The organism is Mycoplana dimorpha (assembly GCF_003046475.1).
Lineage (GTDB): Bacteria > Pseudomonadota > Alphaproteobacteria > Rhizobiales > Rhizobiaceae > Mycoplana > Mycoplana dimorpha.
Genome location: NZ_PZZZ01000003.1, coordinates 665,225 through 689,207, shown reverse-complemented (window position 1 = coordinate 689,207; position 23,983 = coordinate 665,225). Strand labels below are relative to the sequence as shown.

The 23,983-nt window shown below is 67.1% G+C and carries 23 protein-coding genes; 5 read left to right on the top strand and 18 right to left on the bottom strand.

Features of this window, described 5'->3' with window-relative positions:
- On the top strand, nucleotides 1-184 hold a 184-nt coding region (locus tag C7449_RS21935; protein WP_210204711.1), incomplete at its 5' end, for a hypothetical protein.
- 166 nt (nucleotides 185-350) lie between these two features.
- Nucleotides 351-2,288 (top strand): M23 family metallopeptidase, encoded by a 1,938-nt coding sequence (locus tag C7449_RS10140; protein ID WP_108002707.1) that lies wholly within the window; start codon nucleotides 351-353, stop codon nucleotides 2,286-2,288.
- Between the two features lie 185 nt (nucleotides 2,289-2,473).
- Here C7449_RS10140 and C7449_RS10135 read toward each other — a convergent pair whose 3' ends face one another.
- The 7 genes from C7449_RS10135 to C7449_RS10105 form a co-directional block, all read right to left on the bottom strand.
- Nucleotides 2,474-2,911, bottom strand: a complete 438-nt coding sequence (locus tag C7449_RS10135; protein WP_108002639.1) for a plastocyanin/azurin family copper-binding protein — start codon at nucleotides 2,909-2,911, stop codon at nucleotides 2,474-2,476.
- A 471-nt stretch (nucleotides 2,912-3,382) separates the two neighbouring features.
- The gene (gene clpB, locus C7449_RS10130) at nucleotides 3,383-5,986 is read right to left on the bottom strand and encodes an ATP-dependent chaperone ClpB (RefSeq protein ID WP_108002638.1); all 2,604 of its coding nucleotides are present in this window, start codon (nucleotides 5,984-5,986) and stop codon (nucleotides 3,383-3,385) included.
- Between the two features lie 234 nt (nucleotides 5,987-6,220).
- Nucleotides 6,221-6,940, bottom strand: a complete 720-nt coding sequence (locus C7449_RS10125) for a DUF4167 domain-containing protein (protein ID WP_108002637.1) — start codon at nucleotides 6,938-6,940, stop codon at nucleotides 6,221-6,223.
- A 343-nt stretch (nucleotides 6,941-7,283) separates the two neighbouring features.
- Nucleotides 7,284-8,147, bottom strand: a complete 864-nt coding sequence (gene prmC / locus C7449_RS10120) for a peptide chain release factor N(5)-glutamine methyltransferase (protein WP_108002636.1) — start codon at nucleotides 8,145-8,147, stop codon at nucleotides 7,284-7,286.
- A 2-nt stretch (nucleotides 8,148-8,149) separates the two neighbouring features.
- A complete protein-coding gene (gene prfA / locus C7449_RS10115; protein WP_108002635.1) occupies nucleotides 8,150-9,232 on the bottom strand; it encodes a peptide chain release factor 1 in 1,083 nt (360 codons plus the stop codon).
- 105 nt (nucleotides 9,233-9,337) lie between these two features.
- Nucleotides 9,338-11,605 carry a phosphoenolpyruvate--protein phosphotransferase gene (gene ptsP / locus C7449_RS10110; RefSeq protein WP_108002634.1) on the bottom strand — a complete coding sequence of 756 codons (2,268 nt, stop codon included), beginning with the start codon at nucleotides 11,603-11,605 and terminating at the stop codon, nucleotides 9,338-9,340.
- A 68-nt stretch (nucleotides 11,606-11,673) separates the two neighbouring features.
- The gene (locus C7449_RS10105) at nucleotides 11,674-12,948 is read right to left on the bottom strand and encodes an aspartate kinase (protein WP_108002633.1); all 1,275 of its coding nucleotides are present in this window, start codon (nucleotides 12,946-12,948) and stop codon (nucleotides 11,674-11,676) included.
- A gap of 206 nt (nucleotides 12,949-13,154) precedes the next feature.
- Here C7449_RS10105 and C7449_RS10100 point away from each other — a divergent pair, with 206 nt between their 5' ends.
- Complete coding sequence (locus C7449_RS10100; RefSeq protein WP_108002706.1) at nucleotides 13,155-13,556, top strand: nuclear transport factor 2 family protein; 402 nt, start codon at nucleotides 13,155-13,157, stop codon at nucleotides 13,554-13,556.
- A gap of 30 nt (nucleotides 13,557-13,586) precedes the next feature.
- Here C7449_RS10100 and C7449_RS10095 read toward each other — a convergent pair whose 3' ends face one another.
- Nucleotides 13,587-14,738 (bottom strand): tetratricopeptide repeat protein, encoded by a 1,152-nt coding sequence (locus tag C7449_RS10095; protein WP_245414340.1) that lies wholly within the window; start codon nucleotides 14,736-14,738, stop codon nucleotides 13,587-13,589.
- A 1,158-nt stretch (nucleotides 14,739-15,896) separates the two neighbouring features.
- Here C7449_RS10095 and ubiG point away from each other — a divergent pair.
- Nucleotides 15,897-16,646, top strand: coding sequence for a bifunctional 2-polyprenyl-6-hydroxyphenol methylase/3-demethylubiquinol 3-O-methyltransferase UbiG (gene ubiG, locus C7449_RS10085; protein WP_108002630.1), 750 nt, complete (start codon nucleotides 15,897-15,899; stop codon nucleotides 16,644-16,646).
- 121 nt (nucleotides 16,647-16,767) lie between these two features.
- On the opposite strand, the gene C7449_RS10080 is transcribed toward ubiG, so the two are convergent.
- The 5 genes from C7449_RS10080 to C7449_RS10060 are packed head-to-tail and all read right to left on the bottom strand — an operon-like array spanning nucleotide 16,768 to nucleotide 19,707.
- On the bottom strand, nucleotides 16,768-17,346 hold the full coding sequence (locus C7449_RS10080; RefSeq protein WP_108002629.1) for a DUF3291 domain-containing protein: 579 nt from the start codon (nucleotides 17,344-17,346) through the stop codon (nucleotides 16,768-16,770).
- 10 nt (nucleotides 17,347-17,356) lie between these two features.
- Nucleotides 17,357-17,785 carry a DUF1178 family protein gene (locus C7449_RS10075; protein WP_108002628.1) on the bottom strand — a complete coding sequence of 143 codons (429 nt, stop codon included), beginning with the start codon at nucleotides 17,783-17,785 and terminating at the stop codon, nucleotides 17,357-17,359.
- Nucleotides 17,782-18,639, bottom strand: a complete 858-nt coding sequence (locus tag C7449_RS10070) for a carbon-nitrogen hydrolase family protein (protein ID WP_108002627.1) — start codon at nucleotides 18,637-18,639, stop codon at nucleotides 17,782-17,784. Before C7449_RS10070 ends, C7449_RS10075 begins: the two co-directional genes overlap by 4 nt.
- Nucleotides 18,640-18,651: 12 nt before the next feature.
- Nucleotides 18,652-18,909 carry a glutaredoxin 3 gene (gene grxC / locus C7449_RS10065; RefSeq protein WP_108002626.1) on the bottom strand — a complete coding sequence of 86 codons (258 nt, stop codon included), beginning with the start codon at nucleotides 18,907-18,909 and terminating at the stop codon, nucleotides 18,652-18,654.
- A 36-nt stretch (nucleotides 18,910-18,945) separates the two neighbouring features.
- Nucleotides 18,946-19,707: a ComF family protein gene (locus C7449_RS10060; RefSeq protein ID WP_245414339.1), complete on the bottom strand. Its 762-nt coding sequence runs from the start codon at nucleotides 19,705-19,707 to the stop codon at nucleotides 18,946-18,948.
- 104 nt (nucleotides 19,708-19,811) lie between these two features.
- Here C7449_RS10060 and C7449_RS10055 point away from each other — a divergent pair, with 104 nt between their 5' ends.
- Complete coding sequence (locus C7449_RS10055) at nucleotides 19,812-20,687, top strand: class I SAM-dependent methyltransferase (RefSeq protein ID WP_108002624.1); 876 nt, start codon at nucleotides 19,812-19,814, stop codon at nucleotides 20,685-20,687.
- 27 nt (nucleotides 20,688-20,714) lie between these two features.
- Here the strand turns inward: C7449_RS10055 and C7449_RS10050 are convergent, their stop codons facing one another.
- The 5 genes from C7449_RS10050 to argJ form a co-directional block, all read right to left on the bottom strand.
- Nucleotides 20,715-20,885 carry a Flp family type IVb pilin gene (locus tag C7449_RS10050; RefSeq protein WP_108002623.1) on the bottom strand — a complete coding sequence of 57 codons (171 nt, stop codon included), beginning with the start codon at nucleotides 20,883-20,885 and terminating at the stop codon, nucleotides 20,715-20,717.
- A gap of 59 nt (nucleotides 20,886-20,944) precedes the next feature.
- On the bottom strand, nucleotides 20,945-21,268 hold the full coding sequence (locus C7449_RS10045; protein ID WP_108002622.1) for a hypothetical protein: 324 nt from the start codon (nucleotides 21,266-21,268) through the stop codon (nucleotides 20,945-20,947).
- Nucleotides 21,269-21,447: 179 nt separating this feature from the next.
- Complete coding sequence (gene mutT / locus C7449_RS10040) at nucleotides 21,448-21,864, bottom strand: 8-oxo-dGTP diphosphatase MutT (RefSeq protein ID WP_108002621.1); 417 nt, start codon at nucleotides 21,862-21,864, stop codon at nucleotides 21,448-21,450.
- On the bottom strand, nucleotides 21,861-22,628 hold the full coding sequence (locus C7449_RS10035; protein ID WP_374828335.1) for a GNAT family N-acetyltransferase: 768 nt from the start codon (nucleotides 22,626-22,628) through the stop codon (nucleotides 21,861-21,863). The genes mutT and C7449_RS10035 overlap by 4 nt, the downstream gene beginning before the upstream one ends.
- 62 nt (nucleotides 22,629-22,690) lie before the next feature.
- The gene (gene argJ / locus C7449_RS10030; protein WP_108002619.1) at nucleotides 22,691-23,932 is read right to left on the bottom strand and encodes a bifunctional glutamate N-acetyltransferase/amino-acid acetyltransferase ArgJ; all 1,242 of its coding nucleotides are present in this window, start codon (nucleotides 23,930-23,932) and stop codon (nucleotides 22,691-22,693) included.
- Nucleotides 23,933-23,983 lie beyond the last annotated feature (51 nt).

The window sequence follows — 23,983 nt, the reverse complement described above, 5'->3', positions numbered from 1 at the left end:
AGCGCCGCCGCCCTCGTTGGTGAGGCGGTTTCTAGGCCCAACCCCCAACCAAGTCAACAGCCAAAATGACGGTTTTGCGAAAATTCTCGCCGGCCTCGGCGCAATGGCCTGGATTGCCGGCTTTTCCACCGCAAAGAATCTTCACCCCCGCCCTTTGCGGCCGGTTTTTGCCGGGCCGCCCTGATTTTTTCACAATGGCGTCGTCTTGCCGTACCAGATGGGGCGCGCTTCGCCGAGTCGCGCGGGTCGGATTTGACTAGGCCCCTTAACATGTGCATCTTCTCGCCCACGGGACGGCGCGCAAACGACACGGGACCAACGCGATCGGCATGACGACGACCGACAGGAACATGATCCGCACGCTCGGCAACGAACCGCCGATCCCGGCGGACGGCCGCCGTGCCCCCGACCGTCGTGAGATCTCGCTGCGCTGGCTGTCCGGCACCTTTCTGACCGGCATCACCTCCTCCATCCTGATGGGAGTTGCGCTGTTTGCCGCCCTCGACGGCCGCCAGCAGCTGGCGATCCCCGCCGAAGCCTATGCGGCGCTCTCGCCCTCCGAGCAGCCGGCCCCGGCCGACAATGCCGTCAAGCGCGGCCAGCGCATCCTCGAGCCGAACGTCGTCGCCAAGCCCACCGACAAGAAGGTCATGGAGGTCTCCACCATGATCCATGACGGCGAGAAGGAGGTGGTGCGCCGCAAGCCATTCGCCCATGTCACCATGGCGCTGGCCGCCAGCCACCCGGCCGTCGACGACTATCCGGGCTTCGATCCGCTGGCGATCTTCTCCGACGGCGGGCGCGAGGCGCAGCCGGTGTCGCGCACCGGCACGATCTACGGGTCCGACGTCGAATCCGAGGTGGCGCTGAAGAGCGGCGACTTCCCCTCCGGCGGCAGCGGCCTGGCCTTCGCCGACCAGATGTCGGTCGACGAGGTCGAGGAGAATGTCCGCACCAACGGCTCGGCGCTGACCGACGGCAGTACCCAGATCGCCTCGCTCTACTATGTCGACCCGCAGCGCTTCGCCTCCGGCAGCGGCGGCCTCGACCTTTTACAGGGGCTGACCGCCCGCATCGTCGAGGAGAACATGAGCGTCTCCGACTTCGACGCGATCGGCCCCGACGACGTCGAATATGCCGACGACGTCATCCCGGTGCGCCGCAGCCAGGACATCGTCGACCTGATGGCGCTGGCCGGCTATGCCAAGGCGCAGGCCGAGGACCTTGCCGGCTATCTCGAAGGGGTGCTGGGCGGTCGGCAACTGGCGCCCGGCGACGTGCTGCGCATCTACGTGATGCAGAAGGGCAAGCAGGCCGACATCGTCCGTGCCTCCGTCTATTCGTCCGGCCGCCACGTCACGACGGTGGCGCTCGACGACGCCGGGCGGTTCGTGCCCGGCGCCGAGCCGCCGCCGCTGGCCGCCGTCGCCGCCGCCTTCGAGGGCGACAAGCGCCCGGTCATGGCCTCCGGCCGCGACCTGCCGCGCGTCTATGACGGCATCTGGCGCGCCGCCCTGTCCTACGGCATGGGCCAGGACATGACCACCGACCTGATCCGGGTGCTGGCCAGCAAGGTCGATTTCCAGGCCCAGCTTCGCCCCACCGACACGCTCGAGGCGTTCTTCTCGGTCGCCGACGAAACCGGCGTCGCGGCGGACGATTCCGAGCTGCTCTATATCAACGCCCGCTTCGGCGACACCGACACGCGCGTCTACCGCTTCCAGGATCCCGAGGAGGGCTCCGTCGACTACTACGATCAGGACGGCCGCAGCATCCGCCAGTTCCTGCTGCGCAACCCGGTGCCGAACGGACGCATCTCGTCGGGCTACGGCATGCGCCGCCACCCGATCCTCGGCTATTCGCGCATGCACACCGGCACGGACTGGTCGGCCCCGCGCGGCACGCCGATCATCGCCGCCGGCAATGGCGTGGTGGAGCGGGCCGGCTGGGCGTCGGGCTACGGCAACCAGACGCTGATCCGGCACGCCAACGGCTATGTCTCCTCCTACAACCACCAGAGCGCCATCGCCAAGGGCGTCAAGCCGGGGGCGAAGGTCACCCAGGGCCAGGTGATCGGCTATGTCGGCTCGACCGGCCTGTCGACCGGGGCGCACCTGCACTACGAACTGATGGTCAACGGCTCCAAGGTCGATCCGCTGAAGATCCGCCTGCCGGGCGGCAAGTCGCTGGAAGGCGAGGCGCTCGCCCGGTTCCAGGTCGAGCGCAAGCGCATCGACGACCTGCTCGGCCGCAAGGACGACGGCCCCGAGGTGGCGGCGAAGCGGTAAGGAATTTCGAGATTATACAGCGATGCGGCGCTGGGCGCTTTGCGCCAGAAGCCGACATTCAGGCCCGAGCACGTCTTCGACTGGCTTGGGCCGGCAGCGGACTGTCCGGTTGCAGGCACCTAGGATAAGTTGGCTGCCGTTGAGCGCGCGAACACCTCAACAACCGCTTCCGACCCGCGCAGAGCCTAGGGTTCAACCACGAAGGGAATGTACATTCCCGCAGCGAAGTGCCCTTGCTCATTGCAGAACAGAACGTATTTTCCGGCCTTGAGGGTCAAAGTGGTATCTCGCGACTTGCCTGGATGCACATCGCCGAGTTCTTTGAGGCCCTTGAACTTGTCTTCATCGACGCGCGTGCCGCTTGCATCCATGGGAAAATCCGTCGCGGCAAGGTCCGTCTTGACGAGCAGAAGTTCGTGATCCTCGTCGGTGGAGACGTTCTTTACCTGGAACTGAACTTTGCCGGCTTTGACGTGATCAGCGCTTAGGGTAACCCCTTGCGAGCCGTCTGGTTTATTCCACAGTTCCGCCTTAACGACGGTCAGGCCGGCGGCGTAGCCTGGAACGGCAAAGGTAACGAAGAAGGCGACCACGGCGGGCCCGATTAGCGATGATCTGATCATTGACCGATCCCCTTTTGTGCCTGTGCGCTACTAAACCGCCGCATCCAGACCAAAGTATAGCCAGCCGGTGAAGCCGCGGGCTGATCCAAATCAAAGTCCAGTTTTTTGGTTTCGGCGGTGAAGCGATCCCGTATCCACGTACCAACGCGATCTGAAGGCTTCAGCTCGGGGCCAAGAACGGGGCATCCGTCGTCCGCTTCGCGCCAGATGCAGACATTCAGGCCCGCGCGCTTTGCCGTTGCGGGCGTTGCCCAAGCTCAAGCGCAACGAAGAATTCCAGCAGCCCCAAACTGAGCAGCGGTTCGGGGTAAGACATCTCCAAAACCGAAAAACACCACGTGAACCCTTTTTCAGGCGATCGCCATTGGCGTCGTCGGACGAAAGACGCGGGCGCCACGACAAACGGCGCGCGGGCCGTCCGACCCGCGCGCCGCATCTTTTATGCCGCACCGTGACAGGGCGGCGTGCTCTTTACGCCGCCTCGCTCTTGCTGCCCTTCGTGTGGAACAGCAGCCGATCGGAGCCCGCCGTCACCCTGACGGTCGAGCCGTCCGGGACCTCGTCGGAGAGGATCTTCTCGGCGAGCGGATCCTGCAGGTATTTCTGGATCGCCCGCTTCAGCGGCCGGGCGCCGTAGACCGGATCGTAGCCCTTCTCGGCCAGCCAGTGGGTGGCGTCCTCGTCCATTTCCAGCGTGATCTTGCGATCGGCCAGGAGTTGCCGGACGCGCTTCAGCTGGATCTCGACGATCGCCCCCATCTCCGCCCGCCGCAGCCGGTGGAACAGGATGATCTCGTCGACGCGGTTCAAGAATTCCGGCCGGAAGTGCGCCTTCACGACCTCCATCACCTCGTCGCGCACCTGGTCGCTGTCCTCGCCCTCGCCGAGCCGGGTCAGATATTCGGCGCCGAGATTCGAGGTCATGATGATCAGCGTGTTGCGGAAGTCGACCGTGCGGCCCTGGCCGTCGGTCAGCCGCCCGTCGTCGAGCACCTGCAAGAGCACGTTGAAGACGTCGGGATGGGCCTTCTCGATCTCGTCGAACAGCACGACCTGGTAGGGCCGGCGGCGCACCGCCTCGGTCAGCGCCCCGCCCTCCTCGTAGCCGACATAGCCGGGAGGCGCGCCGATCAGCCGGGCCACGGAGTGCTTCTCCATGTATTCCGACATGTCCATGCGCACGATCGCCGTCTCGTCGTCGAACAGGAAGCGGGCCAGCGCCTTGGTCAGCTCGGTCTTGCCGACGCCGGTCGGCCCGAGGAAGATGAACGAGCCGATCGGCCGGTTCGGGTCCTGCAGGCCGGCGCGGGCGCGGCGGACGGCACGCGACACCGCCTGCACGGCGTCGCCCTGGCCGACCACCCACTTGCCGAGCTCGTCCTCCATCCGCATCAGCTTGTCGCGCTCGCCTTCCAGCATCTTGTCGACCGGGATCCCGGTCCAGCGCGACACCACGTGGGCGATGTTGTCGGGGGTGACGACCTCCTGCACCATCGGGCTGGCGTCGCCGGCCTCCTGGCCCTCGGCCTCCTGCAGCTGCTTCTCGAGCTGCGGGATGACGCCATAGGTCAGTTCGCCGGCGCGCTGGAACTCGCCCTTGCGCTGCACGATCGCCAGCTCGTTGCGGGCCTCGTCGAGCTTCTTCTTCAGCTCCGCGGCGTGGCCGAGCTTGCTCTTTTCCGACTGCCAGCGCGCCGTCAGCGCCGCCGACTGTTCCTCCAGCGCCGCAAGATCCAGCTCGAGCTTCTCGAGCCGGTCGGCGGAGGAGCGGTCGGTCTCCTTCTTCAGCGCCTCGCGCTCGATCTTCAGCTGGATGATGCGACGGTCGAGTTCGTCGAGCTCCTCGGGCTTGGAATCGACCTGCATGCGCAGCCGCGAGGCGGCCTCGTCCATCAGGTCGATCGCCTTGTCGGGCAGGAAGCGGTCGGTGATGTAGCGGTTGGAGAGCGTCGCCGCCGCCACCAGCGCCGAATCGGAGATCCGCACCTTGTGGTGCTGCTCGTATTTCTCCTTCAGGCCGCGCAGGATCGAGATCGTGTCCTCGACCGTCGGCTCCTCGACGAAGACCGGCTGGAAACGCCGGGCAAGGGCCGCGTCCTTCTCGACATGCTTGCGGTATTCGTCGAGCGTGGTGGCGCCGACGCAGTGCAGCTCGCCGCGGGCAAGCGCCGGCTTCAGCAGGTTCGACGCGTCCATGGCGCCCTCCGCCTTGCCGGCGCCGACCAGCGTATGCATCTCGTCGATGAACAGGATGATCTCGCCGGCTTCCGCCTGCACCTCGTTCAGCACGGCCTTCAGCCGCTCCTCGAACTCGCCGCGATACTTGGCGCCGGCGATCAGCGCGCCCATGTCGAGCGCCATCAGCCGCTTGTCCTTCAGGCTTTCGGGCACGTCGCCATTGACGATGCGCAGCGCCAGCCCTTCGGCGATCGCCGTCTTGCCGACGCCGGGCTCGCCGATCAGCACCGGGTTGTTCTTGGTGCGGCGGGAGAGCACCTGGATGGTGCGGCGGATCTCGTCGTCGCGGCCGATCACCGGGTCGAGCTTGCCCTCGCGGGCCTCGGCGGTCAGGTCGCGCGCATATTTCTTCAGCGCGTCAAAACCCTGCTCGGCATTGGCCGAATCGGCGGTGCGCCCCTTGCGGATGTCGTTGATCACCTGGTTGAGCTTCTGCGGGGTGACGCCGGCCTTGGCCAGGATATCGGCGGTCGCGGCCGACTTCTCGATCGCCAGCGCCAGAAGCAGCCGCTCGACGGTGACGAAGCTGTCGCCGGCCTTCTTGGCGGCCTCCTCGGCCGTGGCGAACACCTTGGCGAGCGGCTGGGCAAGCGACAGCGAGCCGTTGCCGCCGGTCGTCTTCGGCAGCTTGGCGAGCGCCGTCTCGGTGGCGAGCCGCGCCTGTCTCGCATCGCCGCCGGCCCGCTCGATCAATGACGAGGCCATGCCCTGGTCGTCGTCGAGCAGCACCTTCAGCACGTGTTCGGGGGTGAATTGCGGATTGCCGTCGGCAAGCGCCCTGGTCTGTGCGGATTGCAGGAAGCCGCGCACGCGTTCGGAGTATTTCTCAATATTCATTAAATCGTCCTCCATGTCTCGGCCGGCCCGTTCGCGGCGCCGGTCGGGCGATTCGGGATCAGGCTCCCATGACGGCGAGCCTGTCAGGCAAAAGGTGGCACGGCATTGCACCGCATCAACCGATCGAGGGGAATATGGTGGAGGGCCGGCGACAATTAAAGGCCGGCAGGGATCGACAAATGCAAAAGACCCGGCGCAATGGCCGGGTCCTTGATAAATGCTCTGTCGCTGGAATTATTCCGAGCCGGCGGCTTCGAGGACCGGGCCGTCGCCCGCCTCGGACGAGGACTCGTCGGCCGGCTGGCCTTCGGTCCGGCGCGGCCGGCGCTGGCGCGGCGCGGCGCGGCGCCGGGCCGGCTGACGCGACGGTGCGGCGGCCTCCTCTTCCTCCAGCGAAACCTCCGCCGGCGTACCCTCGATCACCGGCTGCGGGCCGGTGCCGTCGTTCACCACCGGGGCAGGCTCCTGCTTCCGGGGCTCCTGCTCGCGCGGCTCGTGCGTCCGCGGCTCGCGGGCCTGAACCGGTGCCGGCGCCGGGGTGCGGACCGGAGCGGGAGCAGGCGCGGACGCCTCCTCGCCGTTGAAATCCATGTCGTCCTGGTCGCGATCGAAGCCGTCGCGATCGTTGCCGTCGCGATCGTTGAGATCACCGCGATCGTGCTGCTGATGCCGTTCCTGCATCTGCTGCTGGGCGGACAGGATGATGCGGTTGTAGTGCTCGGCGTGCTGGAGGTAGTTCTCCGCCATCACGCGGTCGCCGGAACTCTGCGCGTCGCGCGCCAGCGCTGCATATTTCTCCGCGATGGTCTGCGCCGTGCCGCGGATCTTGACGTCCGGCCCGGAGCTGTCATAGGTCCGGGTCAGCGGGTTGCCGCCCTTGCGGAAGTTGTTGTTATTGTTGTTATTGTTGTTATTACGCCCGCGGCCGCGCTTGTTTTGCTGTCCTGGCCTCATATGTCGCTCACCTGAAGTGTTTCTTGTCTTGATGTTCATGTATCCGGACGCCCGGCCGCAAATGCTGGCTCGGGCGAATCTCGTCGGCGAACACACCACGCCTGTCGGTGGTCCTGTCGTCGCGAAACGTCAAAGTAACAGGTACCTGCACAGAGCAGTCTCGAACCCCAGCAACTCTTCGATGAGAGAAAGCTTCGCGTTGGTCATGCCAGAGCGAATCTGTTTTCTATGACCCTTTGCCCGGTGCGTAGCCGCAACCTATCCCGCTTCATCGATGATTCCAAGCCTTTTCTTTGCGACATCTTGGCGTCAACACAAGAAGTTGGCGCCTGTCACGCAGGCTTCAGCCAGCGCTGAACACCAGGACCCGGTCGTTTCCGCCGAGATCCCTTGCCGCTTCGATCAACTGGAACCCGTTGCTCTTCATCAGCTCCGTCACCTGTTCCTTCTGATCGAAGCCGATCTCGAGGCCGACGACGCCGCCAGGCGCCAGGTGTCCGGTCGCTCCGCTTGCAATGGCGCGATAGGCCTCCAGCCCGTCGTCTCCGCCATCCAGCGCCCGTCTGGGGTCAAACCGCCTGACCTCGTCGTCAAGTCCGTCCACCACGGCGGAACGGATATAGGGCGGGTTTGAAACGATGATGTCGTACTCGCCGCTCACGGCGGAAAACCAGTCGCTCTCCAGAGCCTCGAACCGGTCCGACACCCCGTTTAACTGGGCATTGGCCCGCGCAGTTTCAAGGGCTCCCGGCGAAATGTCCGTGCCGGTGCCGAAAACGCCCGGCACGGCATCGACCAGCGCCAGCACGATGGCGCCCGTTCCCGTGCCGAGATCTAGCACCCGGCACCGCCCCTTCATCGCAACGATTTCCTCGGCGATCGGGATCAGCCGCTCGACGAGGATCTCCGTGTCGGGGCGCGGCTCCAGCGTGTCGGGAGAAAGCATGAGCGTCAAACCGAAGAACGGCCGCCGCCCGAGGATGCGGTAGACCGGCTCGCGATCGAGCCTGCGGGCGACTGCCGCCGCTACCAGCCCTGCTTCCGCCTCCGTCAGCGCCCGCTCGCCGCCGCTGATGAAGGCGGCCGCGTCGAGCCCCAATAGCCCCCCGACCAAAAGCCGCGCCTCGCGCGCCGCCTCGGGAATGCCGCCATCCGCCAGTTGCCGGCGGACGCCGGCGAGCGTGTCGGCAAGGGTGGCCGGCGCCATTGTCAGCCCCGCTGCTCGGCGAGCTGCGCCAGCTGGCCCGCCTGGTAGTCTGCCACCAGCGCGTCGACCACCTCGTCCATCTCGCCTTCCATCATCCGGTCGAGCTTGTAGAGCGTCAGGTTGATGCGGTGGTCGGTGACCCGCCCTTGCGGAAAATTGTAGGTGCGGATGCGCTCGGAGCGGTCGCCGGAGCCGACCTGGCTCTTGCGGTCCGCCGAACGTTCACTTTCGGCGCGCTGACGCTCCATGTCGTAGAGCCGCGAGCGCAGCACCTGCATCGCCCTGGCACGGTTCTGGTGCTGCGACTTCTCGGAGCTCGTCACGATGAGCCCCGTCGGCAGGTGGGTGATGCGCACGGCCGAGTCGGTGGTGTTGACGTGCTGGCCGCCGGCGCCCGACGAGCGCATCGTGTCGATGCGGATGTCCTCGGGGCGGATCTCGATGTCGATGTCCTCGGCCTCCGGCAGGACGGCGACGGTTGCCGCCGAGGTGTGGATGCGCCCGCTCGCCTCGGTCTCGGGAACGCGCTGAACCCGGTGCACGCCGGATTCGAACTTCAGCTTGGCGAACACGCCGCGCCCGGAGATCGTCGCGATGATCTCCTTGTAGCCGCCGGCCTCGCCTTCGCTCGCCGAGAGCACCTCCACCTTCCAGTTGTTGGCGGAGGCGAAGCGCTCGTACATGCGAAACAGGTCGCCGGCAAACAGCGCGGCTTCCGAGCCGCCGGTGCCGGCGCGGATTTCCAGGATCGCGCTCTTCTCGTCGGCCGCATCCTTCGGCAGGAGCAGGATCTGCATCTCGTCTTCCAGCGTCTCGATGCGCTCCTTCAGCTGCGGCAGCTCCAACTCCGCCAGGTCGCGCATCTCGCGATCGGTGCCCTTGTCGGCCAGCATCGCCTCGAGATCGCCGATCTCTGCCTGCGCCTTCTGGTATTCGCGGATCTTCGTCACCACCGGCTGCAGTTCGGAATATTCCGACGCCAGCCGCACATAGGTCTCCGAATCGGGACCCGCCGACATGCGCGCCTCGATCTCGCCGAACCGGCGCTCCAGTTCGCGCATCTTTTCAACCGGAAGCTTCGCCACCGTAGAACTCCAGATGTCGCGCAACGGAACCGAACGGTCTGGCGGTTGTCGCGGCGCGGTTGTTTCAATAGATCGGGCGATCCCCACCCGTGCGCAAGAGCCGGCCTAAAGCGGAACGCCGTTCTCCGCGGCGAAATCGGTCAGGATCTGCCGGACCGTGCGCGTCGGCGCGCGGTCCTCCAGCGCCTCTTCGAGCACCGCGGCAAGCTTGCCGGCGTCGAGGCTCAGAAGCATCGCCTTGATCGGCCCGAGCGCAGTCGCCGACATCGACACCGAGCGGAAGCCGAGCCCGAGCAGCGCCATCGCGGCGATCGGCTTGCCGGCCATCTCCCCGCACAGCGTCACCGGCGTCTGGTTGCGCTCGCCGGCCCGCACGATGTCGCGCAGCACCCGCAGGAACGGCCGGCCGAGCGGGTCGAAGCGGTCGGACACCCGGGCGTTGCCGCGATCGACCGCCATGATGAACTGGAAGAGGTCGTTGGAGCCGACCGAGACGAAATCCACCTCTTCCATCAGCTCGTCGAGCTGCCAGAGCAGCGACGGCACTTCCAGCATGGCGCCGAACTGCAGCTTCTTCGGCAGCTGTTCGCCGATCTTCGACTGCCGCTCGATCTCCTTCTGCAGCAGCGCGCGGGCTTCCTTCAGCTCGGCGACCTCCGTCACCATCGGCATCATCATCCGCAGCTCGCCGCCGGCGGTCGCCCGCAGCATGGCGCGCAGCTGCGTGCGCAGCAGCCCCGGCCGGTCGAGCGACAGGCGGATCGCCCTCCAGCCCAGCGCCGGGTTCTCCTCGTCGGTGCTGCGGAAATACGGCACCACCTTGTCGCCGCCGATGTCGAGGGTGCGAAACGTCACCGGCCGCCCGGCCGCCTGCTTCAGCACGCTGCGGTAGAATGCCTCCTGCTCCTCGGCCTTCGGCATGGTCGAGGCGATCATGAACTGCAGCTCGGTGCGGAACAGGCCGATGCCGAGCGCCCCCGATTCGTGGAGATGCGGCAGGTCGACGAGCTGGCCCGCGTTCATCTGCAGGTTGATCGCCTTGCCGTCCTTGGTAACCGGATCGACCGCCACCAGCGCGCGATACTGCGCCTGCCGGCGGGCGCGCAGCCGCACCTTTTCCTCGTAGGAACGCTGCAGGTCCTGCACCGGGCGCAGGTGCACCTTGCCCTCGTCGCCGTCGATGATGATCGCGTCGCCGTTCTCCGCCAGCGCCACCGCACCTGCTGCCTGGCCGGCCACCGGAATGCCCATGGCGCGCGCAACGATCACCACATGGCTCGTCACCGCCCCCTCCTCGAGCACCAGCCCGCGCACTCTCTCGCGCGGATAGTCGAGCAGCTCAGCCGCACCCATGGCGCGCGCGACGACGATCGCATCGTTCGGGAAGCTCGCCGCCGACAGCTTGGCGCCGTAGCCGGTCAGCTGTCGCAGCAGCCGGTTGGCGAGGTCGTCGAAATCATGCATGCGCTCGCGCAGGTACGGGTCGGAAAGCCGGATCATCCGCGCCTTCGTCTCGCTCTGCACCCGCTCGACCGCCGCCTCGGCGGTCAGGCCGTTGCGGATCGCCTCCTCGAGCTTGCGCACCCAGCCGCGGTCGTGGGCGAACATGCGGTAGGTCTCGAGCACCTCGCGATGCTCGCCCTCATCCGGCACGTCGCGGCGCGACAGCATGTCGTCGATCGAGATGCGCAGGGATCCGAGCGCCTCGGCAAGCCGGCCGAGCTCGTGCTCGGAATCTTCGTTCAGGAGGTTGGTGACGACGATGCGCGGCTCGTGCAGCACGACATAGCCAAGCCCGATGCCCTCGCCGAAGCTGGCGCCATCGATCGTCACCGGCCGCGACAGATCCAGTTCCAGGCCGGGCTTTGTGAGCTTCTTCAGCTCCCCGGTAGCCACCATTTCGGCGATGACCATGGCCGTCGTCTCCAACGCCTCGACCTCGTCCTCGCGATAGTTGCGGCTCGCCTTGTTCTGGACGACGAGCACGCCGAGGGCGCGGCCGGTCCTGAGGATCGGCACGCCGAGGAAGGAATGGTAGATCTCTTCGCCCGTCTCCGGCAGGTAGCGGAAGGCGGGATGCGACTGCGCGTCGGAAAGATTGAGCGGCTGGGCGGAGGCGGCGATGGTGCCGACGAGGCCCTGCCCCATCTTCAGCTGCGCCAGGTGGACGGCGCCGGGATTGAGGCCCTCGGTGGCGTAGAGCTCGAGAATTCCGTCGGAACGCAGCACATAGACGGAGCACACTTCCGCGACCATGTTCTGTGCGATCTGGCGCACGATCTGGTCCAGGCGCTCCTGCGGCTCGAGCGGCTCCGCCATCAATTCGCGCAGCCGCTTGAGAAGTACGCGCGGACCCGCGGAGAGGTCTCTCATCGCATGGCGTCTCCCGAATTTCCACCCACCGGTCCCCTGCCGGGCGGGCGCCCGGCGAATCCGGTCGCTTACTTCTTATCGAGACCGTAGACGGAATGCAAAGTGCGCACCGCGAGTTCCGCGTAGGGGCCGTCGATCAGGATGGAAATCTTGATTTCGGAGGTGGTGATCGCCTTGATGTTGATGCCCTTCTCCGCCAGCGCCTTGAAGGCGGACGCGGCGACGCCGGCATGGCTGCGCATGCCGATGCCGATGACCGACACCTTGACCAGGCCGGTCTCGTGCTGGATCACGTCGAAACCGACCTTTTCCTTCACGCCTTCCAGAAGCTTCAGCGACTTCTCGACGTCGCCGAAGGGCACGGTGAAGGTCATGTCGGTCTTGGAGCCGTCCTCGGAGATGTTCTGGACGATCATGTCGACGTTGATATGCGCCTCGGCGAGCGGGCCGAAGATCGCGGCCGAGACGCCCGGCCGGTCGGCGACGCGCCTGAGCGAGATCTGCGCTTCATCCTTGGCATAGGCGATGCCGGTTACGACTTCCTGTTCCACGATCTCATCCTCATCACAAATCAGCGTACCGGGCGGGTTCAGAAGATCGCCCATGCCCGGCGCATCGGGATCCACGAAAGACGAGCGCACGAAGGTGCGGACCTTGTGCACCATGGCGAGCTCGACCGAGCGCACCTGCAGCACCTTGGCGCCCAGCGACGCCATTTCCAGCATTTCCTCGAAGGCGATCTTCTTCAGGCGACGCGCCTTCGGCTCGATGCGCGGGTCGGTCGTGTAGACGCCGTCGACGTCGGTGTAGATGTCGCAGCGATCGGCCTTCACGGCCGCGGCGATCGCAACGGCCGACGTGTCGGAGCCGCCGCGGCCGAGCGTCGACACGCGATTGTCCGGCCCGAGCCCCTGGAAGCCGGCGACGACGGCGACCTGGCCCTCGCCCATGCGGCGGATGATCTCCGTGCCGTCGATGTCGAGGATGCGGGCGGCGCCATGGGCGTTGTCGGTCCTGATCGGGATCTGCCAGCCCTGCCAGGAGCGGGCGTTGACGCCCATCGACTGCAGCGCGATCGCCAGCAGCCCCGAGGTCACCAGTTCCCCGGAGGCGACGATCGCGTCGTATTCGCGCGCGTCGTAAAGGGGCGAGCTGGCGCCGGTCGCCTTCGGCATGTTCTGCACCCAGCCGACCAGTTCGTTGGTCTTGCCGGACATCGCCGAGACGACGACGGCGACCTCGTGGCCGGCGTCGACCTCGCGTTTGACGTGGCGCGCGACATTGTGGATGCGGTCCAGGTCAGCGACGGAGGTCCCGCCGAATTTCATCACGATGCGTGCCATGTCTATACTACCGGTCTGATGGGTCGCGCGGGGGCGCGCGAAAAGTCGCCGGTCTCTTAACCGAAGCGGGGACTGTGCGCAATGGCAAGCCCCGGCGGTCCTGGCGCATCCGGTTCGGCCTTGCTCCGCTTCCCGAGGTGTTGCAACCGCGGTCCGAACGGCCGAAGATCGTCGGGGCAGCCAGCGATGCCGAAACGGAGGTCATCATGCCCGACGATTTCCACGCCTTCATCCAGAAACGCAAGGAGGTCGCCCGCGCCTACATCAACGGCGACGCCGGGCCGCTCGGGGAGATCGCCGCCGCCGCGTCACCAGCCAGCTTCTTCCACCCGCGCGGGCCGGTGGTCGAAGGCGCCGAGCCGGTGCTGGCGCGCTATGTCGACGACGCCGCGTCCTTCGAGGCGGGCGGCGAGAGCGACATGGAGGTCATCCACATGGGCCATGACGGCAAGATCGGCTACTGGGTCGGCTTCCAGAACGCCACCGCCCGCGTCAAAGGCGTGCCCGATCCCGTCCCGATGCGCCTGCGCGTTACCGAGATCTTCCGCCGCGCCAACGGCCAGTGGCAGCTCGTCCATCGCCACGCCGACCTGGTGGACAAGGGCTGACTTCCGGCACGGGCGCGGCTTGCGGCTTTGTCAGAAATCGATCGGCATTCCCGATTTCCTGAGCCCGTCGATGAAATGGCGATAGTCGCTGTCGCGGACATAGGGGGCGAAGGCCCGCCAGTAACCGGAAAGGTCGGCCGGCGCGCTTTCCATCGTCTCGGCGACCAGTTCGCCGGTCTCCTCGCCGCGCCCGCGCTGGCCGAGGCTCGCCAGCAGCACGACGCGGTTGAAATAGCCCCTGCGGATCGAAAGCGAGCGCTCCGAGCAGCGGATCGCCTCGTCGTGGTTGCCGAGATGGTAGTGGACGAGCGCGATCCGGTTCAGGAAGAGATAGGTGAGCGGATCGTTGGGGCTGAGCCGCATCGCCATGCTCAGCGGCTCGAGGGCGGCCGCGAAGTGCCCGGCGAAGATGCGCGACCATCCGAGCGCCATGTGGGCCAGCGCCAGGTTCGGATTGAGGTCGATCGCCCGTTGCGCCGCCTCCACCGCCAGCTGCCCTTTGTGCTGCACGAAGCGGGCAAGGCACAGGGCGTAGTTTGAATAGGGATCGTGGCTGTCGAGCGAAATGGCCTGCTCGGCGGCTTCGCACAGTTCCTCGCCATCCCGCGCGACATCGTCGCTGAGGCCGTGAAAGCACCTGGAATAGAGCGTCCGCGCCAGCATCATGTGGGCGCGGGCGAAATTCGGGTCGAGCGCGATCGCCCGGCGATTCCATTCGATCGCCTCGGCGAAGTGCTCCGGCGTGTCCTGGCCGGAAATGCAGATGCCGGCCGGCGCGGCGATCTCCTGAAGGCGAGCGGCGATGTTGACGCCGTCCCCGAGCAGGTTGTCGTCGTCTGTGACCACGTCGCCGAGATTGATGCCGATGCGAAACTCCAGCCGCCGCCCCGCCTCGAGGTCGGCATTGCGGCGATTGAGGGCGCGCTGGATGGCAACGCCGGCGCGCACCGCCTGCACGGCGCTGCGGAACTCCACCACCACGCTGTCGCCGGCGGCGTTGAAGATACGGCCGCCGTGCTCGGCCACCAGGTCGGCGATCGTCGTGCGGTAGGTGCGCAGGATGGCAAGCGTCCCCTCCTCGTCGGCAGCGACAAGACGGCTGTAACTCGCCACGTCGGCGGCGAGGATGACGGCAAGCGTCCGCTCCAACGGGACCGCCCCTCCCACAGCGGGATCAAGCATCGAGCCTACCCCATTGCCCCCCGAATCGGAATCGATTTCGGGTCCGGCGGAGTGATCTGCAGCTGCCGGCACGGTTCCGCCGGCCGTCGAATCCGGCACGAAACGGGGACAACAGCCCCCTCAAGACGCGGCTGCATCCAGCCTGTTCAATAGGTTGGACGTTCTTCGACGCGCCGGTCGTCCTCGTCAGGAAATCAGCGCCTACAATGGCAGCGTTCCGCCATCGGATACACCGGAAAGCGTTGCCGGCGAGGCGGGACCGGTGCCCCGGGTGCCCGGCGAAAACGCGCGCCGGAATCCGGGGGCCCGGCAGAAGATGGTTTCCCCCTCGACCCTTGAGGCCGGGGCGTGCCTGTGCGGCACACATGAATGGACCGGCGACTGGGCATTGCTGCCCTTTCGTGCGCGCCGCGGGCATCCAAGCAACAACGACAAGCCCGCGAGCCCACCCTGGAAAAGGTGCCGTCATCCGCGCAGAGGAACCGAAGTTGCCGTGGCAAAAGACACCGAAACGGGGCACGTCACGTGTCACCATTTAATACTTACCCGAAGGCACATGGCGTGCCCCGGCCGAAATGCCCGATCCGCGGGATCGGGAGACAGTCTTGGACAGCAACGACACGGACGCCCATGCGCCGCGTGAACGCACCGTCACGTCGATCGGAGACCGGAATGGATGGCACGAACAATGACCCCTCCGCGGCAACCGAAAGGCTCCGCCGCAACGCCTGCCGGCTGGCCGCGACCGAAGCCTGGCTGCCGCTTGTCGCATGCCGTATCCGCCGCTGCCGGCGAAGCCGCACATGTCTCGGCCGGTTCGCGCCGATGCTCGCGGCGGACGGCCGCCGATCGCGGCATTTGCCGCTTTGCATCGCCACCGCGTCGCGCCACAGCGTTCTCCGCTACTGCAGCCGCTTCGAGGCGGTCTGTCGCGCCCTCGCCGAGACGCCTGGCAATCCGACGTGCTCCCGCAAGGCCGATCGCCCGGACGAACGTGCCTGGCCCTGGCCACCGCTCCCGGTCGCAGCCATAGGTTCCCCCGGACGCGAGACGCCAGGGCGCCGCTGCGGATATCTGCGCCCGCGTCCGGCTCGACCCGGCACTTGACATCCCGCCGCAATGGTCCGACTTCAGGAGAAAGAGCAGGAGAGACCTTCCATGAGCGAGACCGCCCGCACGACCATCGACCAGGCCGAGGTCGACCGTTTCTCGGCCATGGCCGCCGAGTGGTGGGACCCGACCGGCAAGTTCCGCCCCCTGCACAAGTTCAATCCGGTGCGTCTCGCCTATATCCGCGATCTGGCCGCGGCGCATTTCGGCCGCGATCCGCAGGCCCACCGTCCGCTCGAGGGCCTCAGGGTCCTCGACATCGGCTGCGGCGGCGGGCTGCTGTCGGAACCGATGGCGCGCATGGGTGCGACCGTCCTCGGCGCCGACGCCTCGGAGAAGAACATCGGCATCGCCAAGGCGCACGCCGCCGGCAGCGGCGTCGAGGTCGACTATCGCGCCGTCACCGCGGAAGCTTTGGCCGAGGCCGGCGAGAGTTTTGACATCGTGCTCAACATGGAAGTGGTCGAGCACGTCGCCGACGTCGATTTCTTCCTCACCACCTGCGCCTCGATGGTGCGTCCCGGCGGCATGATGTTCGTCGCCACCATCAACCGCACCCTGAAGGCGGCAGCGCTTGCCATCTTCGCCGCCGAGAACGTGCTGCGCTGGCTGCCGCGCGGCACCCATCAGTACGAGAAGCTGGTCCGCCCCGAGGAAATCGAAAAGCCGCTCACCGCCTCCGGCCTGACCGTCACCGACCGCACCGGCGTCTTCTTCAACCCGCTCTCCAACCAGTGGAACCTGTCGCCCGACATGGACGTCAACTACATGCTGGTGGCGCGACGACCGACGGTGTGAGGGCGGCGGCTGGCTCGTGCGTGAAGTCGTCCCGTTTGTGATGTGAAGGTGCCCGGCCCGGAGCTGATCGTTCCCGTCCGCCCCTCATTCGCCCGCCGGAATACCGCACGTGTACCTCGTGCTAGACCTTGAGCGAAAGGACATGGGCCAGCAGGCTCTCCTGCCCGCCCCTGTTCGCCTCGGCGATCTGCCGCACCCGCGCCCGGTCGACCGACGCCACTTCGCCCGTAGCGGTGAAGGGTTCTTTGAAGGTGAAGGCCCCCGGGCCCGCACCATGATCGTGAAGCCGTTCGAGCCGGGAGACGCCGTCTTGCCAGTCCGGCCGGCTGCCGGCCTCGACCCACCACAGCACGAGCGGCGGCCAGTCCTGCCTGCGGTTCCAGTTGCGGGCGTGCTTGAGCGCGTTGGCATGCACGCCGTTGTAGGAAAAAGCCATCAGCGATTCGATGTCGCGCCAGAGCGACAGCGATGACGGGGCGCTGTCGAAGCCGCTGCCGTCGATGAACCGCGGAAAGACCTGCACGCCCCAGCTTTCCGGCCCCTCGACGTCCGGGTAGCCGGAGCGGCCGACGAACCCCTCGGCAAGGCTCGCCGCCTCGAAGTTGGCGGCCTCGCGCAGGCGAAACCCCTCGACGGCGGGACTGTCGTAGTCGTCGACGTGCAGCCCGAAATTGTAGATCGCCAGATGATGGCCCGCCATGCGCACCCGCTCAGTTCTTGTCGTCGGGCAGGACCGGCAGGGGGGCGATCTCGACGCCCTCCTCGATCAGCGCGCGCGCCTCCTCGGCCGTCGCCTTGCCGATCAGGCCGCGCTGCTCGGCCTCACCGTAGTGGACCTTGCGCGCCTCTTCCGGGAAACGGTCGCCGACGTCCTCGGCATTCGCCTTGATGGCGGTCACGAGTTCGCGCAGCTTGCCGATCATCTCCTGATTGTGGGCGTTCATCACGGCGTGCCGGCGCTCTTCCTTCTTGCGGGCGGTCGAGACCGACGGCGCCATCAGCCGCTTCGTCACCCGCGGCGAGCCGCAGGTGGGGCAGTTGACGAGCGAGCGCTCCTTCTGCCGGTCGAAATCGTCGGCCGAGCCGAACCAGCCCTCGAATTCGTGGGCATTGTCACAGACGAGGTCGTAGCGGATCACGCGGCAACGCCTCCCTTCGCCGGAAGCGCGACTTCTTCCACCGTGAACGTGCGTCCGTTCCTGAGGTTGGGGATCCGGTCGTGCGCCGCCTTGACCGCGCCGACGTCGACGTCGGCGACGATCACCGCCTCGCCCGTGCCGCGGGCCATGGCTAGCACCCGGCCCCACGGATCGACGATGATCGAATGGCCGAAGGTCTCGCGCCCGTCCTCATGCCGGCCGGCCTGCGCCGCGGCGATGATGAAGACGCCGTTCTCGATGGCGCGGGCCCGGATCAGCGTCTCCCAGTGCGCCTCGCCGGTCTGCCGGGTAAAGGCGGCCGGAACCGAGATGATCTGGGCGCCGGCCTGCGCCTCGGCCTTGAAGAGCTCCGGGAAGCGCACGTCGTAGCAGATCGCAAAGCCCAGCTTGGCAAACGGCAGGTCGGCGACCTTGGCGACGCTTCCGGGCGTGTAGGCCGAGCTCTCGCGCCAGCTCTCGCCGTTGTCGAGGTCGACGTCGAACATGTGGATCTTGTCGTAGCTGCAGACGCGAGCGCCGTTTGGCGCAAACAGGATGCCGCGGTTGGCGATCTTGCCGTCGGGACGGGCGATCGCCGTCGAGCCGACATGCAGGTGGATGCCGAGTTCGGCCGCCAGTTCGGCGGCCGTGCGGACGATCAGGTCGTCGTCCTCGCCCCTGATGATCGCCTGCAGTCCCGCCCGGTCCTTCTGCACCGCGCCGGTCATCTCGGGGGTCTGCACGTAGAGGGCGCCGGCGGCCGCCGCCTGGCGCACCAGCCGGGACATCGCCTCGGCGTTTGCCTGCGGATCGGTGCCGGAGCACATCTGGACGGCGGCGATCTTCACGGACATCGAGGTGCCTCCTTATGCCGCCAGCAGCGGATCGAGCTTGCCGGCCCGCTCCAGCGCGTGCAGGTCGTCGCAGCCGCCGACATGCGCGCCATCGATGAAGATCTGCGGGAAGGTGCTGCGCCCGTTGGCCCGCTGGATCATCTGCTGGCGGATTTCCGGCGCATGGGTGGCGTCGTGCTCAGTGTAGGGAACGCCCTTCGCATCGAGGAGCTTCTTGGCGGCAGTGCAGTAGCCGCAAAACTGCCGCGTGTAGATGTCGATCGAAGCCATGCCTGAATTTCTCCATGTGCTGTGCGTCTTAGCCATTCATATATGGTCCGCAAGTGCCCTTGCAAAGGTCAAAACGCCGACCTCCGCCGCGCCGTTCCGCCTCAGCGTTCGTGTTGCCGCCGCGACGGTGGCGCCTGTGGTATAGACGTCGTCGATCAGCAGCACCCGCTTGCCGAGCAGCGCCGCCTTGCCAGCTTCGGTGACGGAAAACGCACCCTGGACGTTCTCCTGCCGGGCGCGGATGCCGAGCCCGACCTGCCGCTTCGTCGGGCGCGTGCGCCGCAGGGCGCCGACCAGAAGCGGCTTGCCGGTCAGCCGGGCGATGGCCCGTGCCAGCTCGGCGGCCTGGTTGAACTTGCGCGCCAGCAGCCGGTAGCGATGCAGCGGCACCGGCACGATGACGTCGCAGGTGCCGACCAGGCCGTCGGCGGCGCGCACCATCCAGCCGGCCATCATCGGCGCCAGGTCGGTGCGGTCGCGGTACTTCAGGCTGTGAACCAGCGTCCGGGCGAGGCCGTCATGCGCCACCGCCGTGCGCAGCCAGGAGAACGGCGGCGGGTCGGCGATCGCGTCGGCGCAGAGGATGCCCGGCCCGAGGTCGTGCGAGAACGGCGCCCCGAGCACCTCGCAATAGGGCCGCTCGATGAAGCGCAGCGACGACCAGCAGGCCGCGCAGACGCCGGCGTGCCGGCCGAGCAGCACCTGGCAGCCGGGACAGGCCGGCGGGTAGATGAAGTCGATGACGGTCGCGGCGGCGTTCTTGCAGCGGCCGCCGACGATTGCACCAAATCTGGCCATCGCCGATTGCGTCATGCGATTGACATTCCCATCTCCATGGCGCCTTTGCGAAGGCACGAATGGCCGAAGGGCCGTCACCTGGCCCCAGCGACGGGAAGTGTCCATTGGAAGCGATCTTCGATCAAGCCCTGGTTGAACAAAACAGGCTGCGCACGCTGAAATCGTCCGACGCGCCCGCCGATTTCCTGCTGAAGGTGGCGGCCGACGAACTGGCTGAGCGGCTCGGCGTCATCGAGCGCCACTTCGACGAGGCGGTCGAGATCCATGGCTATACCGGCCTCGTGGCCGCGGCGCTGCAGCGCACCGGCAAGATCGGGCAGATGGCGCGTATCGAGACCGATCCGGCGTTCGCCGCGCCGGGGGACGCCTTCGTATCCGCGCCGCTCGAGCACCTGCCGCTGGAGCCCGCTTCGGTCAATCTCGCCGTCGCGCCGCTGTCGCTGCACCTCACCAACGACACGCCCGGCGTCTTCGTGCAGATCCGCCGCGCGCTCAGGCCGGACGGGCTGTTCCTCGCCGCCATCCCCGGCGCCGATACGCTGCAGGAGCTGCGCGACGTGCTGCTGCAGGCCGAGGTCGAGATGGCCGGCGGCGCGAGCCCCCGCGTCATTCCCTTCGCCGATATCCGCGACATCGGCGCCCTGCTGCAGCGCGCCGGCTTCGCCCTGCCGGTAACGGACAAGGAAACGTACACGGTCCGCTACGATTCGATCTTTCCGCTGATGAAGGACCTTCGCGCCATGGGCATGGCCAATCCGCTGGTCGCCCGCAGTCGCAAGCCGCTGCCGCGGTCGTTCTTCCTGCGCGCCGCCGAGCTCTATGCCGAGCGCTATTCGGATCCCGACGGGCGGATCCGCGCCACCTTCTCGATCGTCTACCTGTCGGGCTGGGCGCCGCACGAAAGCCAGCAGAAGCCGCTGAAGCCCGGATCGGCAAAGGTCCGCCTCGCCGACGCGCTCAAGGCGAAGCCGGCCGGATAGGCGATAGCGATAGAGGATTGGGGTGCGTCAGCCGGCGCCCACGATCGCATCGCGGATGGTCAGGAAGACCGTCTGCAATTGGTCCCGGAAGGCACCGAGGCCGCCCAGCAGCCCGATCGAGATGAGGGCGGCCAGAAGCCCGTATTCGACGGCGGTTGCCCCGCTCCGGTCGGCCACGAAGGATTTGAGCATACGCATTACGACCTCGCTTCCTGAACGCCGCGCCGGGACGGGATTGTCCAGGGCCGCATGTCGCCTCAGCAGCCGCTCGACACGCCGTCCGCGTCGACGATGCAGACCGCGCCCGGCATCTCCTGCAGAACGCTCCGGCGTACCGTGTAGCGCTTGCCTTCGCCGCGCTTCGGCACCGACCCGGTCGAAATCATGTCGAACTCGTCGGGTGTATGAGCCATCATCCGCGGGTTCGTCCGCGACGACAGCACCGGCGTCAGCACGAGCGCCAGCGCGATCGCAGCCGTGCCGAACAGAAGTGCAAGGTTGAGCACGCCGGTGCGGCCATTGCCGGAAACCGTCGTCAGTTCCTTGTCCTGAACCGCCTGCCAGAATTCGTTGTCCCGCATGTCCGTAACTCTCGATCGATTGTCTTGCCGTCGCACAGCCGCGGCTCGTCGCCTTGTCCGTCCGAACTGCCACACACCGTCGTGCCGCACGCATACATCGCGTGCCGGCTGGAGTATCATTGGACCACGGAGATAAACGTTCGATTAACGAAGGAATCCAAAATGCCGCGGCTGCGGCATTACAGAAGGTCGATCAGGTAGGGGATCAGTGGCTCATCGGCCGGCGGCATGGGATAGTCGCGCAGCATCTTCGGCTTGACCCATTTCAGCGCCTGCCCCTCGCGCCCGTGCGCCGTGCCGTCGAAGCGGCGGCAGACATAGAGCGGCATCAGCAGGTGAAAGTCGTCGTAGGTGTGGCTGGCGAAGGTGAGCGGCGCGAGGCAGGCGACCTTCGTCGTGATGCCGAGTTCCTCATGCAGCTCGCGGATCAGCGTCTCCTCCGGCGTCTCGCCCGGCTCGACCTTGCCGCCCGGGAACTCCCACAGGCCGGCAAGCTGCTTTCCCTCCGGCCGCTGCGCCAGCAGGATCCGTCCGTCCGCATCGACGAGGGCGCAAGCGGCGACGAGCAGGAGCCGGTGGCCGGCGGCTTGTGTCATGACCGGGCCGCTCCGCGATAGATGTAGCGATAGACTTCGCGGAAGCCGGCCTTGCGGTAGAGCGCCAGCGCGCCCTCGTTTTCGATCTCGGCCTGCACCCAGGCGCTCCGCGCCCCGCGCAGCCTGGCCCAGCGCATCGCGGAATGCAGGACTTCGGCCCCGATGCCGCGCCCGCGCAGCTCCGGGGCAACGGCAAGCTGCAGGATGCCGGCAAGGTCGTTGTCGTGGACCGCAAGTGCCACGGCGGAAGGGCCGAAGCCGGGCTCCTCGAAGAGGAACAGCCCCGTCTCCGGCTTGATGGCGCTGACGATTTCGGTCAAGCCGGCCTTCAGCGCCGGATCCTCGCCGGCGACCCGGATGCGCGCATTGACGAAACGCGGGACGTCGCGGCTCGGCAGGTGCTCAAGGCCGTCGACGCTTTCCATGGCCAGCGTCCCCGTCAGGTCCGCCATCATCACGGCCGCCTCGCCAAAACGGCCCCAGCCCGCATCGTCCATGAACGCGACCAGCTCCGGCGGCGCAAGCGGCGTCTGGCGCACCAGCAGCGGACGGCCGTATTCGGCAAACTGCTTGCCCGCCGTCTCCAGCCGGCCGGCAATGTCGCGCGTATCGGACGGATCGAGCGGATTGACGGAGTTCAGCCGCTTCGACGGATGGGCGGCGGTCAGCCGGACCAGCCAGCTGCCGTCGTAATGCGTCGATGTCGCCGGCCAGGCGCGAAAGCCGACGGCTTCGAGCCGGCGCACGCTCGGTAGGTCAACCACGGGGCCTCGCTCCATGACACACGCGACCGTGGGGGCCGTCTCAGCTGGTTTCTCGCCGCCAATCAACTGCGGTAGTCCCCGTTGATCTCGACATATTCCTTGGTCAGGTCGCAGGTCCAGACGGTGGCCCTGCCGGTGCCCAGCCCGATCTCCACACGGATTTCGATGTCCTCTGCCTTCATCACGGCGGAAGCGGCGTCTTCCGAATAGGCCGGGTCGCGCTCGCCGTCGACGGCGACGCGTACGTCTCCGAACCAGATCGCCAGCCGGTCGCGGTCGGCCATCTCGCCGGATTTCCCGACGGCCATCACCACGCGTCCCCAGTTGGCGTCCTCGCCGGCAACCGCCGTCTTGACGAGCGGCGAATTGGCGATCGACAGCGCGATGCGCTTGGCGGCCGCGGCGCTCTCTGCGCCCTCGACGGTGACCGCCACCATCTTGCGCGCGCCCTCGCCGTCGCGCACCACCTGCAGCGCCAGGTCCTTGAGCAGATCGTTCAGCGCCGTGCGGAACTCCGCCAGCGCCGGGTCGGCCGGTCCGTTCACCGGCGGCTGGCCGTCGGCCCGGGCAGCACCCGTGGCAAACAGCATCAGCGTATCGGAGGTGGACGTGTCGCTGTCGACCGTCACCGAGTTGAAGGTCGGCTTCACCGCTTCGGACAGCAGCACCTGCAGGGTGGCGGCCGGGATGTCGGCGTCGGTCACCACGAAGGACAGCATCGTCGCCATGTCGGGGGCGATCATGCCGGCGCCCTTGGCGATGCCGTTGATGCGGACGGCGGCATCGCCGATCCGGGCGGTGCGCGTCGCGACCTTCGGATAGGTGTCCGTGGTCATGATCGCCTTGGCCGCCTCGAACCAGAAATCCTCCCGGGCCGAGACGGCAAGCCCGTCGAGAACGCCGGAGAACTTGGTCGCGTCGAGCGGCTCGCCGATGACGCCGGTCGAGGCAAGGAACACCTCGCCCTCGCCGCAGCCGACCGCCCTGGCGGCCGCCGCGGCCGTCATCGCCGTGGATTCGCGACCCTTACGGCCGGTGAATGCATTGGCATTGCCGGAATTGACGACCACCGCCCGGGCCGTGCCGCCGCCAAGGTTGGCCTTGCAGAAATCGACGGGAGCGGACGGGCACTTGGACGTGGTGAAGACGCCGGCCACGGCGGCCGGGGCGTCGAACACCATCATCAGCACGTCGGTGCGGCCCTTGTACTTGATGCCCGCGGCGGCTGTCGCCATCCGCACGCCGCGCAGCGGCGGGATCTCGGCGAAGGTTTTGGGGGCGAGCGGAGAGACGGAACCGGACATGTTGCTTCCCGTGGCGCGACGATGGAGGCCCGCCTCGGGGGCGGGCCATGG